Source organism: Streptomyces spiramenti, assembly GCF_012034385.1.
GTDB classification, from domain to species: Bacteria; Actinomycetota; Actinomycetes; order Streptomycetales; family Streptomycetaceae; genus Streptomyces; species Streptomyces spiramenti.
Genome location: NZ_JAAVJB010000148.1, coordinates 1 through 12,739 on the forward strand (window position 1 = coordinate 1; position 12,739 = coordinate 12,739).

The 12,739-nt window shown below is 74.3% G+C and carries 11 protein-coding genes and 2 pseudogenes; 11 read left to right on the top strand and 2 right to left on the bottom strand.

Annotation, left to right across the window (positions count from 1 at the left end; translation table 11 throughout):
- The first annotated feature begins 319 nt into the window (after positions 1-319).
- On the top strand, positions 320-1,360 hold the full coding sequence (locus HCJ92_RS16625) for a rod shape-determining protein (RefSeq protein ID WP_167934390.1): 1,041 nt from the start codon (positions 320-322) through the stop codon (positions 1,358-1,360).
- A 176-nt stretch (positions 1,361-1,536) separates the two neighbouring features.
- Here HCJ92_RS16625 and HCJ92_RS16630 read toward each other — a convergent pair whose 3' ends face one another.
- Positions 1,537-2,829, bottom strand: a complete 1,293-nt coding sequence (locus HCJ92_RS16630) for a peptidoglycan DD-metalloendopeptidase family protein (RefSeq protein ID WP_167934391.1) — start codon at positions 2,827-2,829, stop codon at positions 1,537-1,539.
- Between the two features lie 158 nt (positions 2,830-2,987).
- Between HCJ92_RS16630 and HCJ92_RS25040 the strand changes: the two genes are divergently transcribed.
- Positions 2,988-3,578: a DUF6343 family protein gene (locus tag HCJ92_RS25040; protein WP_245240938.1), complete on the top strand. Its 591-nt coding sequence runs from the start codon at positions 2,988-2,990 to the stop codon at positions 3,576-3,578.
- Between the two features lie 79 nt (positions 3,579-3,657).
- On the opposite strand, the gene HCJ92_RS16640 is transcribed toward HCJ92_RS25040, so the two are convergent.
- Positions 3,658-5,298: a protein kinase domain-containing protein gene (locus HCJ92_RS16640; RefSeq protein WP_167934392.1), complete on the bottom strand. Its 1,641-nt coding sequence runs from the start codon at positions 5,296-5,298 to the stop codon at positions 3,658-3,660.
- Between the two features lie 562 nt (positions 5,299-5,860).
- On the opposite strand from HCJ92_RS16640, the gene HCJ92_RS16645 reads away from it, so the two are divergent.
- From HCJ92_RS16645 to HCJ92_RS24400, 9 genes and pseudogenes are all read left to right on the top strand, one after another.
- The gene (locus HCJ92_RS16645) at positions 5,861-6,271 is read left to right on the top strand and encodes a DoxX family protein (protein ID WP_167934393.1); all 411 of its coding nucleotides are present in this window, start codon (positions 5,861-5,863) and stop codon (positions 6,269-6,271) included.
- Between the two features lie 276 nt (positions 6,272-6,547).
- On the top strand, positions 6,548-7,453 hold the full coding sequence (locus tag HCJ92_RS16650; RefSeq protein ID WP_167934394.1) for a hypothetical protein: 906 nt from the start codon (positions 6,548-6,550) through the stop codon (positions 7,451-7,453).
- Positions 7,450-8,246 (top strand): annotated as a pseudogene (locus HCJ92_RS16655) (pyridoxal phosphate-dependent decarboxylase family protein); the annotation flags it as partial. The gene HCJ92_RS16650 and the pseudogene HCJ92_RS16655, both read left to right, overlap by 4 nt.
- Positions 8,247-8,607: 361 nt before the next feature.
- Positions 8,608-10,101, top strand: a complete 1,494-nt coding sequence (locus tag HCJ92_RS25640; RefSeq protein ID WP_420824730.1) for a pyridoxal phosphate-dependent decarboxylase family protein — start codon at positions 8,608-8,610, stop codon at positions 10,099-10,101.
- A 185-nt stretch (positions 10,102-10,286) separates the two neighbouring features.
- Positions 10,287-10,868, top strand: a complete 582-nt coding sequence (locus HCJ92_RS16665) for a DUF4178 domain-containing protein (RefSeq protein ID WP_209311224.1) — start codon at positions 10,287-10,289, stop codon at positions 10,866-10,868.
- On the top strand, positions 10,865-11,392 hold the full coding sequence (locus tag HCJ92_RS16670; protein WP_167934396.1) for a DUF2617 family protein: 528 nt from the start codon (positions 10,865-10,867) through the stop codon (positions 11,390-11,392). The genes HCJ92_RS16665 and HCJ92_RS16670 overlap by 4 nt, the downstream gene beginning before the upstream one ends.
- Positions 11,389-11,838 carry a DUF4247 domain-containing protein gene (locus tag HCJ92_RS16675; RefSeq protein ID WP_167934397.1) on the top strand — a complete coding sequence of 150 codons (450 nt, stop codon included), beginning with the start codon at positions 11,389-11,391 and terminating at the stop codon, positions 11,836-11,838. The genes HCJ92_RS16670 and HCJ92_RS16675 overlap by 4 nt, the downstream gene beginning before the upstream one ends.
- Positions 11,839-12,114: 276 nt before the next feature.
- Positions 12,115-12,552, top strand: coding sequence for a DUF350 domain-containing protein (locus HCJ92_RS16680; RefSeq protein ID WP_167934398.1), 438 nt, complete (start codon positions 12,115-12,117; stop codon positions 12,550-12,552).
- Positions 12,549-12,739, top strand: a pseudogene (locus HCJ92_RS24400) (hypothetical protein); the annotation flags it as partial. The gene HCJ92_RS16680 and the pseudogene HCJ92_RS24400, both read left to right, overlap by 4 nt.

Consider the following 12,739-nt stretch of genomic DNA (forward strand, 5'->3'; position numbering starts at 1 on the left):
GGCGGCGGGGCCGCGGCCCCGCCGCCCTCGGATCACGCCGCCCTCGGGGTTGCGCCGCCCTCGACCCGCCCCGCCACCGGCCGACAGCCGGGGCCACCGGCGCCGACAGCGGACCGGCGGGCACGGAGACGCACATAATGCCAGGTCACGGCAGTAACGCCGCTCCTGCTCCCCCACCGCGGTCCGCCGACTCCCGGGCCACGCGGGACCGGCGGAGCACCGCCCGGTACCGACACCCCGTGAGCCGTTCGCGGTACGCCGTCCCCCGTCCGGACCACCCCGGAATGCAGACCACGCTGCGTGGCCGCATGGTGACGATATGACCATGAGCCTTGACCAGATCCGCCGCTGTGCCGTGGCCGTCGATCTCGGCGCCTCGCGCACCCGCGTCTACCTCAAGCAGACCGGCCTGATCGTCGACGAGCCCTCCGTGGTGGCCGTCAACACCCGGACCGGCGCCCTCATCGCCGTAGGTGCCCCCGCCGAACGGATGGACGGCCGCACCCCCCACAACATCCGGGTCGTCCGCCCCATCAACAACGGCACCGTCGTCGACATCGACATGGCCCAGCGGATGCTGCGCGCCATGGTCGGCACCAAGCTCCGTCGCGCACTGCGCCGCCGCCCGCTGCTGCGCATCGGGATCTGCGTGCAGCACGACGCCGACCCGCTGGCCCGCCGCGCCGCCTACGAGACGCTGCTCGGCCTCGGCGCGCGCCGGGTCGAGCTCGTCAACAGCCTCATCGCCTCCGGCATCGGCGCCGGCCTCCCCGTCGAGCAGCCCGAAGCCGCGATGATCGTGCAGTGCGGCGCCACCACCACCCAGGTCGCCGTGCTCTCCCTCGGCTCGATCGTCGCCGCCGACAAGGTGCCGATGGGCGGCGAGACCGTCGACCGCGCCCTCGTCCAGTACCTGCGCAACCAGCACGAGCTGCTGCTCCCCAGCCAGGCGGTGCGCCCGCTGCACCTGGCGCTCGCCGGGAGCGAGTACGGGAACGCCCAGGTCCACGGCCGGGACGTCGCCACCGGGCTGGGCCGCACCGTCCACATCGACCAGGGCAGCCTCCGCAACGCGGTCCGCACCCCGCTGACCTCGCTGCTGGACGGCATCCGGTCGGTGCTCCACCGCTGCCCGCCGGATCTGGTGGCGGACCTCGCCGACCGGGGCATCACCCTCACCGGCGGCGCAGCGGAGCTGCCCGGCCTGGCCGACACCCTCCGCGAGAACACCGGGATGCCCGTCGCGATCGCCGACGAGCCGGGGCTGTGCGCGGTCCGCGGACTCGGCGCGATGATCGAGGGCAAGGTCCGCCCGGTGACGATGAGCCAGCGCGCCGAGGAGGCGGAGCCGGTCGCCTGACGCCCGGCTCCGCCGCCACCGCGGCACGGCACGGGACGGGGCCCGGGCGACGGCATCCGCCGGACGCCCGGGCCGCCCCGTCGCCGCACGGCCCGACTGCCGCAGGACAGCTCGTCAGGCGGCACGCGCCGCGCCGGCCGTGGCGGGCGGCCTCCGCCATGGCGGAGGCCTCCGGGTCAGAGCTCCACGCCGTGGTCCCGCAGCCACGGCACCGGGTTGACCGCCGAACCGATCCACGGCGTCAGCCGGATCTCGAAGTGCAGGTGCGGGCCCGAGGAGTTGCCGGTGTTGCCCGACCGGCCGAGGCGCTGCCCGGCGCCGATCTCTTGGCCGGCCTCGACCTCGATCACCGACAGGTGCGCGTACTGGCTGTAGTAGCCGTTCTCGTGTTCCACCACCACGGCGTGGCCGTAGGCGTCGTTGCAGCTGGTGGCTGCGATCCGCCCCGCGCCGATCGTCAGCACCGGGGTGCCGCTCGGGATCGCGAAGTCCTGGCCGGAGTGGGTGGAGGACCAGCGGTTGCCGTTCTGCCCGTAGGAAGCCGTCAGCGTGTAGGCCTCGTGGACCGGGGAGGTCCACTCCTCCTCCACCGCGTCCTCGGCGAGCCGCTCGTCGTCGCGCACCGAGACCGCGCAGGCCCCCGGGTCGGTGGCGTCACGCAGCACCTCGTCCTCGTCGACCGCCGCGCCCGACTCGGCACGGCGCTCGGCCGCGCGCTCGGCGCGGATGCGCTCCACGGCCGCCGCCTTGGCCTCCTCCAGCTCCGTGAGCCGCTCCTCGGCCAGTTCGAGCTTCTCCTCGACGCCCTCCCGAATCTTCTGCTGCTCCGCGGTGGTCTCGGCGGTGTCGGCGCGGAGGTCCCGCATCTCCTTCTCCGCCTCCTTCAGCCGCTCCTCGCTCTGCTGGGTGCGCTCCAGCAGCGTCACCGCGGTCATCTCGCCGCGCCCGATGAGCGAGCTGCTGATGAAGAACGCCTCGGGCGACTCGGAGAACATGAGGTGCGCCAGCGCCGCGCCGCCACCCGCGCGGTAGCGCGAACCGGCCTGCTGGCCGACCATCGCCCGCAGCGTGTCCAGCCGCGTCTGCTCGTTCTTCAGCTCCTCCGCGAGAACCACCAGGTCGGCCTGTTCCTGCGCGGACTTGCGCCGCAGGCGCTCGTGCCGCGCGGTGGCGCGGGCGGCCTCCTCGCGCAGTTCCTCGATCTCCTCGGCGGCCTCGGCCAACTCCTCGTCGAACTCGGCGAGCTCCGGCGAGACCAGCTCCTGCGGGTCGTGCTCGTGGCCGTCCTCGTCGTGGGCGTCGTCCTCGGTGGTGCCGGAGATCCCGTCCTGGGCGGGCAGCGCCGTGTTCACCCCCCGGGCCACGCCGCTCTGCGCCGTGCCGGGGGCCGCGACCGCGGGCAGGGTGCCGACGAGGACCGCCCCCGAGGTGACCGCCACGATGCCGCACGCGCGCGCCAGAGTGCGCACGGAGATCCCTTTCGCCACAGCTGTCCCCCGAGGTAAGCGAGTTCCGGACCGTCCCCGTTTCTACCAGACGCCCCGGGGTGTCGGGCAGTTCCCGCACGAGCTGTTCATCACGGCACCACCCTGGTGTCCGGGACTACCCTCGAAGGGAGGAGGCCGACATGCAGGACGACCACCGCACACCGGACGACCGCGCACCGGACCGACGCACACCGGACGGCCGTGCGCCCCACGGCGACGAGCCCCCCGCCGACCCGCCGCACGGGGGCCGACCGCGCGCGGACACGGCGGACCCCGACCACCACCCCTACCGCTGGCGCAACCCCCGCACCGGTACCGAGCCGATCACCGCGCGCAGCGACCTCACGTTGCGGCTGGTGCTGTCCTGGGTCTTCGCCCCGCTCTTCCTCGCGCTGACCGTGGGATTCGCCGTGTGGTGGGGCGTGACCGGTCCGGGCGACTCCCCGGACCGCGGCGAGCTGGGGCTGCTGGTGGTCGCCGGAGCAGTCCTGACGCTGCTGGCGGTGATCGACCTGGTCGTGGTCACCCGCCGCCTGCGGCAGGCGCGGGCCCGCGGCGAACGCGCCACCGGCACCGCCTCGGAGCCGATGCCCCCGCAGGACGGCAGCGGGCCGCGACCGGGCGGGCCGCAGCAGCGCGCCGCGCGCGGGCCCGGCCCCTCACGGGGCGAGGGGCGCTCGCGGGCGGAAGGCGGGGCCGGCGGGCGTCGACGCCACGGCTACGGCCACTGACAGACGCGGTACGGACCACCACCGCACCCCGAGCGTCCGAAGCGAACCCGCGCGGGTCTGAGGTGGGCGCCGGCGGCGGTCAGACGTTGACGCCGTAGACCTGGGCGATCTGCACCAGACCGGAGGGGTGGGCCGCGCAGTCCGCGTGGAACCCCCACCCCTGCGGAGTGCGGTACAACTCGCCGAGGGAGAGCCCGTAGCCGTCGCCGACGGCGTCGTTCTCCAGCCGGAAGCCGCAGAGTTCGGCGCCGGTGTCGGCGTCGAGCACCCGCACGGTCATGTCGGCCAGGGCGGACATGTTCTGTCCACGCTCCTCGGCCTCGTGGAGCGACAGCGCAAAGACGATGCGGTCGGTGTCCGCGTCGAGTCGGCCCGGTTCCACCAGGAACCGCTGCTCGCCGTCGCCCTCGCCGTGGAGCGGTGTGGCGTCGGGGGCAGCGTCCTCGCCGTCGTCCCCCTCCTCGACGCTCGGGTTCTGCAACCGGATGGAGTCGCCCTGCTCGTCGTGGTCGCTGGGGAGCGCGACGTTGTTGTAGAAGACGAAGTGGAGGTCGCTCAGGACCTGCCCGTCGGCGTCGACCGCGAAGGCGCTGCCGTCCACCTCGGGCGCCTCCTCCGTGTCGGGGGCGAGGCTCCAGCCGAGAGCGACCGTCAGCCGCTCGGTGTCCGGGTACGGTCCGCAGCGCTGCCCCGGGAGGAGCCACGGCGGGCCCGCGGGCATCGGCGGTTCGGCCGGCATCGGCGGCTCGAAGGGCGGCGGCGGCATCTCCGGGACGGTCGGGGCGACCATCGCCATCCGGGGGTCGACCCGGGTCGGGACGTAGCCGGGAGGCTCCTCGCCGAGGGCGGCGGGCACGTAGTCCGGGGTGTCCTCGACCTCGGGGCGCGGCAGCTGACGCAGCGTCCGGGCGACCTCGGCCGCGTCCAGCGGACGGTCGTCCGCGCTCTTCGCGAGCAGGTGCAGGATGAGTTCGTCCCACTCCTCCGGCACTCCAGGGCGCAGCGCGCTGGGGAGCTCGGGGGTGGCCGTCACGTGGTCGCGCATCAGCGCGTAGAGCGCGCTGCTGTTGAACGGCGGCCGTCCGACGACGAGTTCGTACAGCATGCAGCCGAGCGAGTAGAGGTCGCTGCGGGCGTCGTAGGAGCCGCTCTCGATCTGCTCGGGCGCCATGTAGGCGGGCGTGCCGACGACGACGCCGGTGCTGGTGAGCCGCGCGTGGTCGGCCGACTCGCTGAGCACGGCGGCGATGCCGAAGTCGAGGACGCGGACGAGGCCGTCCGCGCAGACCATGACGTTGGCGGGTTTGAGGTCGCGGTGGACGACGTCGGCGGCGTGCGCCACGGAGAGCGCGCGGCAGATCTGCTCCGCCCAGCGGGCGACCTCGTCGAGAGTGGGGAGGGCGTGCTCGATGACGTCGGCCAGGGAGCGTCCGTGCAGCCGCTCCATGACGAGGTAGAGGAGGTTGCTGTCCTCCACGGTCGCCTCACCGGCGTCGTGGACGGTGACCACGTAGGGGCTGGCGAGTCCGGCGAGCAGCTTGGCCTCGCGGTCGAACCGCTCCTTGGCCCGGGGGTCGCGGCGTACGGAGACACCGCTCATCACCTTCACCGCGACATGTCGCTCCAGTCGCAGGTCAACGGCTTCCCAGACGGCGCCCATGCCGCCCTCGCCGAGCCGCTCCCCGATCCGGTACCGGCCGTCCAGCACCAGCGCGTCCATCGTTTCCCCTGCCGCTCACGCCACTCGCTGAGACCTGCCGATCTCTCCCCGCCGTCTGTCAGGCCAGGCCAGGGTAACCCTTCGCAGGGACCCCGGGACCCTCGCCCCGGGAAATGGTCGGACGACTGTGACACCCGGCGCAACCCGCCGCGACGGCTCACCTCGGACGTCGACCGGCCGGGTGCCCACCGGTATCGGGACGGTACGGGGCGAGACGGGAGCGCCCGGGACACGGCGGGGCATGACCGGGCATGTCGGCGTGGCGGCGGGGCCACCCGACGCGCTCGCGACCCGGGAGACCGCTCACGCCCCAACCGCGTACCGCCCGCGCCCTTTCGGAGCGTGCACCCCCTTCCGCCACCTTTGGCCGATCCGCGCCCCCGAAGGGCGGCTTCCGGGACGCCTCGACCGGCCGGGGCCACGAGCCGGACAGTCGGCGACCGGCCGTCGCCACGCGGGTGCGCCGTGCCGCCGGGCACGCCGCCGCTCTGCGGTGGCGGCAGACCGCGCCTACCGTGAACGGAAGGGGGCAAGCCGTCACCGCACGTGACAGGAGTGCAGCATGGACGTCCTGATCCTCATCGGACGCATCTTCTTCGTCGTCCTCTTCCTCAGCTCCGCGGTCGGGCATCTCACCCAGACGAAGGCCATGGCGCAGTACGCCGGCGCCAAGGGCGTCCCGTCACCCGTCATGGCCACCCGGGCGAGCGGCGTGGTGATGCTGGTCGGGGCGCTGATGGTGCTCCTCGGCATCTGGCCCGACATCGGCGCGCTGCTGCTGTTCCTGTTCCTGCTCCCGACGGCGGTGCTGATGCACGCCTTCTGGCAGCAGGGCGACGCCGGGGCGCGGCAGCAGGAGATGATCCAGTTCAACAAGGACCTGGCGCTCGCAGGCGCGGCGCTGGCGTTGTTCGCCTTCTTCGTCAAGACGGGCGACGACCTCGGGCTCACGCTCACCGGTCCGCTGTTCTGAGGCGGTCCGCTGCTCCGAGGCGGTCCGCTGTTCCGAGGCGGCACGCGGCGGTCCGCTGTTCCGAGCGGGGCCGCCGTTCCGAACGGGCCGGCCGTTCCGCCGCGCCCCCTGGCGGGTGAGGGGGAACGGCAGGTCGTCACCCGAACAGACGCACCGGGCCGAACCACCCGATCCGGCAGTTTGCGACGCCACCCTCCGGTACCGCGCTGCCCGCCGCCCCCGGGGCTGCTTCGCTCCGTTCCGGCAGGCCGTGCGGCCCGCCGGACGGGAGCGCGGGTGGTGCGTGTCGAGGTGACGGAGAGCGGGAGCGCGGGCGCCGGGGCGCGGGACGGCGGCCGTACCGGTGACAACGAGCGGGTCACCGGGAACGGGACCCCCGAGGCCGAGCCCGTCACGACGCCGGCGGGGATCGACGCCGACGTGGGGTCGGGGCTGCTCGCCTCCCTGATCGATCGGGCCACCTGGCTCGACCGGTCCGGGTTCCTCCTCGCCTCCTTCGGCCCCCGGCCGGAGTGGCCGCACGCGGCCACCGTCCCACCGCTGCTGTGCGACGCGGTCCCGCCCGAACGGACGCGTTCGGCCGGCGCCCCGGCCGTCGGTGCGCCCGCCTTCCCGCCCCGCACCTTCGCCGTGGCGTTCGCGCCGGAGCCCGGGGACCACGCCGCCCGATGGGCGGCGCTGCACGGCCACCGACTGCTGGCGCCACCGGCCGCGGTGACCGCCCTCGCCGCGGACAAGATCGCCGCACTCGACCTCTTCCGCGAGGCGGGTGTCCCCGTCGCCGAGCACACCGTCGTCCCCGCCCGGTCACGCGGACCGGCCAGCGACTACTGGCCCTTCCACTGGGAACGCGCCGTGCCCCAGCGGCGGGAGGACAACCTCCTCGGCCAGGGCACGTTCGTCCTGGACTCCCCTGCCGGCCTCGCGACGGCGCTGCGTCGGCTGCCCGGCAGGACCCTGCGGATCAGCCGGTTCATGCCCGGGCTCCCCCTCACCGCCGTCGCCCGGCGCGCCCGGCGCGCCCGGCGGCGGGGTCGGCGGGGCCGTATGACGGCCGCCGACGCACACGGGGCGAGGCACGCCGGGACGGCGCCAGCGACGGCGACGTCTCGCGGGAGGCACGGCACGCCGGTGCCGAGCCACTCCGAGAAGGTGAACCGGCGCTCGGGGAGGCGGAGATGAGGGCGGCCGGCCGGCACCTGGTCGAAGCCGTGCTCACCCGGCTCACCACGGTGGCCGACGGGCCGCCCCACGCGACCGCCACCCCGGGCGAGCTGCGGTCGCTGCTCGCCGGCCCACTGCCGGAGCGACCCGGATCGCTCGTCGAGGCGGTCGACCGGGCAGTCCGCGACGGGCTCCCGCTCGGCATCCGGTTCGACCACCCCCGGTGCTTCGCCTTCGTGCCCACCACCGGCAACTACCCGGCGGTGCCGGCGGACGCGCCGGCGGCGGCGTTCCACAGCATGCCCGGCGCCTGGCTGGTCGGCTCCGGCCCGACCCAGCTCGAACTCACCACCGTGCGCTGGTCGTGCGAGCTGCTGGGACTGCCGGGCAGCCACGGCGGGCTCTTCCTCAGCGGCGGGTCGCTCGCCAACCTCACCGCACTCGCCACGGCCCGCGACGACCGGCTGGACGGTGAGGGGGTGCCGGCCGAGGCCCGGCTCTACTGCTCCACCCAGGCACACCCGTCCGTCGCCCGTGCCGCCCACCTGGTCGGATTGCGGCGTTCGCAGCTGGTCGCGCTGGAACCCGACGAGCAACTACGCCTGTCGGCAGCAGGGTTGCGAAAGCGGGTGCGCGGGGATCGGCCGCCGGGCTGCGCCCGTTCGCGGTCGTCGCCACCGTGGGGACGACCGGGACCGGAGCGGTCGACCCGCTGCCGGAACTGGTCGAGGTGTGCGAGGAGTTCGGACTCTGGCTGCACGTGGACGGCGCTCACGGCGTCGCCGCCGCCGTCACCCCGGCGGGCCGTGAACTCTGCCGCGGCCCGGCACGCGCCGACTCGATCACCGTGGACCCGCACACGTGGCTGTTCCAGCCGTACGAGGGCCGGCTGCCCGCTGCTGCGTCGACCCGAACTGCTCCGCGCCACCTGTGCGATGGACCGCCACCGGCTCGACACGGGCTACCTGCGCCCGGCCCGCGCCGACATCGACGAGACCCTCGCGCCGCTGGTCGCCGGACGGCGGGTCCACTCCCCACCGGGTTCCCGCCCCGGCATCCGCCGCCTCCGCCGCCTCCTCCTCCGAACAGCCGGCGTCGCCGAGGCGGTGGGCAGCGAACGGCAACCCGACGGTGCCACCGCCGGTGGCACCCGCACCGAACCGAAGGACACCATGGACCTCAGCGCCTGGCTGGACCGAGCCGTCGAACGCCATCGGACATGGGAGGAGGGCTTCGGCCCCCACGAGGTCCACCCGTCGCTGCACGTCGAACCCGACCGGTTCGCCGCGGCCTTCGAGGAGCTCGGCAGCCGACTGTCGGGCAGCTACCCGTTCTTCCACCCGCGCTACGCGGGCCAGATGCTGAAGCCGCCGCACCCCGCGGCCGTCGCCGGGCACGTCGCCGCGATGCTGATCAACCCCAACAACCACGCGCTCGACGGCGGCCCGGCCACCTCCGCCCTGGAGGTCGAGGTGATGGAGCAACTGGCCGCCATGGTCGGCTACGACGACCACCTCGGCCATCTCACCTCCAGCGGGACCCTCGGCAACCTGGAGGCGCTCTTCGTCGCCCGAGAGCTGCACCCGGACCGCGGGGTCGCGTACAGCGCCGAGAGCCACTACACCCACGAGCGGATGTGCCATCTGCTCGGAGTACCCGGCCACCCGGTCCCCGTCGACGGGGACGGACGCATGGACCCCGGTGCGCTGGAGGAGCTGCTGCGTACCGGCGTGGTGGGCACGGTCGTCGCCACCACCGGCACCACCGGACTCGGCGCGGTCGACCCGCTGCACGTGCTGCTGCCGCTCGCCCGCGCCCACGGCGCGCGGGTCCATGTCGACGCCGCGTACGGCGGGTTCCACAAGCTGCTGGCCGTGGACCGCGCCACGCCCCCGGCGGCGCCCGCACCGGAGTTCGTGCGGGAGTTCGTGCCGGAGCCGGCGCCGGGGTCGTCCGACCCGGGGCCGCCCACACGGGAGTCCGCGCCGGGGCGGGCGGGCGTCGGCCCGCTGGTCGATCCGGCACCGTGGGCGGTGCTGGGCGAGTGCGACTCGGTGGTGATCGACCCGCACAAGCACGGCCTCCAGCCCTACGGCTGCGGCGCGGTGCTCTTCCGAGACCGGTCCACCGCGCGCTTCTTCCGGCACGACTCGCCGTACACCTACTTCACCTCGCGGCAGCCGCACCTCGGCGAAATCAGCCTGGAGTGCTCCCGCGCGGGCGCGACCGCCGCGGCGCTCTGGCTCACGCTGCGGCTCTTCCCGCTCACCCCGGAGGGGCTGGGCGCCGTGCTGGCGCCGGGCCGCAGGGCGGCGCTGCGCTGGGCGGACGCGCTCGCCGACGACCCGGACCTGGAGCTCTACCAGCGGCCCGAGTTGGACATCGTCTGCTACTACCCCCGGACAGAACCCACCACGGCGCCCCGGGTCAGCGCGGCGGCCGAGGCGGTGCTGCGGGCGGGGATGCGGCAGGGGGCGGCCGACCCCGTCTTCCTGAGTACCGCGCGGGTTACAGCGGCGGCGTTCGCCGCCCGTCACCCCGCCGTCCCGCTCGAAGGAGCCCGGGACGTCGCGGTGCTGCGCAGCGTGCTGATGAAGCCGGAGTCCGAACCGTGGCTGGAGCGGTTGCACCGCCGGGTCGGCGGGTTGGCGCGCGAGGCGCGCTGAACCGGACGGAATCCCGCGAACGACCTCCGCGCCGGGGTCGCCGGGCGGGCCCCGCCCGGGAAATGCGGGCCACCGGGGAACCGAGCGGGCGGGGCGCTGCGTGGGATACTTGACAGCACAGTCACGTTCACAGCCACGGGGGGCCAACTATGGCTTATGTACTGTCATTTGTTGTCATCGCTCTCATGGCGGCACTGATCGTCCTGCTGCTGCGCCGACAGCGCGCCGCCCAGGAGGCACGACCGGCACTGCCACGCGATCCGTTCGACAGCTCCGACGCCGCCTCCGGCGACCCGCGCACGCTGCGCGCCGGCGACATGGTCGAGTACCTCGGCGAGCGGATGTTCGTCCGGGGGTCGATCCGCCTCAAGGAGGGCGGCTTCACCTGGGACGAGCACTTCCTGGACGCCCTCAACGAGGACGGCTCCGGCCGCCGTTGGATCTCCGTCGAGGAGGACCCGGACCTGGAGGTGATGATGTGGACGCCGTACGAGGGCCCCGACCTCTCACCCTCGGCGCGCACCCTCACCGTGGACGGCGTCACCTACCGCCGCAGTGAGCACGGCATCGCCGACTACACCTCCGAGGGCACCACCGGCGTCGGCGCCACCGGCCGCGTCGAGTACGCGGACTTCGAGGGCCCCGGCAACCGCGGGCTCGCCTTCGAGCGCTACCTCGGCGACGACGGCTCCGGCAGCTGGGAGGCCTCGCTGGGTGAGCGCATCCCCAACGGCACGCTCACCGTGTACCCGGGGAGCGACGCATGACGGCCGCGACCCTGGAGACGCCCTATCTCGACTCCTCCCCCGAGGACCTCTCCCTCGCGCTGGGCCTGCCCGACCAGGAGGCCCTGCTCACCACCGAGGTACCGGTCGACGGTGTGACCGTCCGGCTGCGGCTGCTCGGCGCCTCGCACCAGGTGTTCGCCGGGCCGATCCGGGAGACCGTCGCCTGCCTGGGCAAGGGCGTGGGCGAAGGGCTTCCGGCCGTGCTGGAGCGCGACATGGACGGCTGGTCGTACCGCTTCGCGTCGCACACCCGGCGGTGCTCCCCCGCGGCGTTCACCTCCCGGGTGCAGCGGTTGCGCGAGACCCTCGCCGACCGCGACGACGCGCTGTTCGGCGTCTTCCCCGGCGCGCCGGACGCGGTGACCGCACTCTCGGTGCGGCCCGCCGAGGACGCCGACCACGGCGGGGACGGCGCCGGCCCCCGAGTGGAGTGGCGGACGTGGCACACGTACCCGCGGTCGCTGGAGATAGTGGAGACCCGCACCGTGGCGGTGTCGCGGTGAGGGCGCGCAGAGCGGCGGCGGCCGTGGCCGTGACGCTGACGATGATGCTGCTGACGGCCTGCGGCGGCGGTTCGGGCGGGGGCTCCTACAACGAGGTGCCGCGGAGCTACATCGGCGAGACGTACAGCCGCAGCGGCAGTCACTGGACCGCGGCGAACATGTCCCCGTCCCAGGTCGCCACGGACATCGACCGCAACACCACGGCGGGCAGCCGGGTCAACAAGCCCAACCGGGTCTACCTCCGCTACCACAACCACGTGGTACGGGTGAACTCGGCGACGGGCGGCGGCAGTCGGATCGAGGTGTCGCCGTACCGCACTGCGCACCGCACCTGGAACAGTGACATCGGAACCGTGTGGCCGGTGCCCGGCCCCAGCGGGAACGGCGGCGGCGGCGCGGGCGGGGGCGGGGGCTTCCGCGGCGGCGGGCCCGGCAGCGGCAAGTAGGCGGAACAACGGCGGCCACCGGATTCGGTGACCGCACCGCTGCCGCGAACGGCCGGAACAGGGTTGAATACCGGTGGCGGTCGCGTTCACCGCGCGCCCGCCACCAGCACGCGCAACCTCACGCGCGAGCAGCAGGTACCGGCGGCACCACCGCGCGGCACCGGTCGTGAGGGGCTGCGCGGCGACAGACACCGGAACCCGTCCGGGCCCGGCGATCGACCGGCACCGGCGGACAACAGCAGGGCACCGCAGGCGCGGTGTGCGAGAGAGGCGACCGTGGCGGAGATATTCGAGTCGGCCGGCATCACCATCGCGTACGGGTTGGTCGGGTTCATCGTGATGGCGGCCGGCTTCGCCGCGCTCGATCTGGTGACCCCGCGCAAGCTGATCGAGGTGGTCTGGAAGGAACGCAACAAGGGCGCCTCCATCGTCCTCAGCGGGCAGATGCTGGGCGTCGGCCTGGTGATCTCGCAGGCGATCCGCTCCAGCGAGTTCCAGGACGGCCTGATGTGGGGTCTCACCAGCACCCTGGTCTACGGCCTCGCGGGCGTGCTGGTGATGACGCTGGTCTTCGCCGTCGTCGGCATCATCACCCCGGGCCGCATGGGCGCGACGGTGATGGAGGACGTGGAGAACCGGCCGCACCCGGCAGCGTGGGTCCAGGGCACGATGTACATCGGCACCGCGCTGATGGTCTCCGCAGCGCTGTCTTGACCACGCACCACCACCCCGCGACCGCGCCGGCCCCCGACACCGACCGGGCGACCGGTGCCCGTGCCGCGACGGCCTCCGGGACCGCGACAGCCTCCGGGACCGCGTTGGCCGAGGCACCGCCCGCCGGTACCGCCGACAGCCCGGCCCCGGACGCCGCGCCCGACCCTGCGCCCGCGCCGGACGGGGG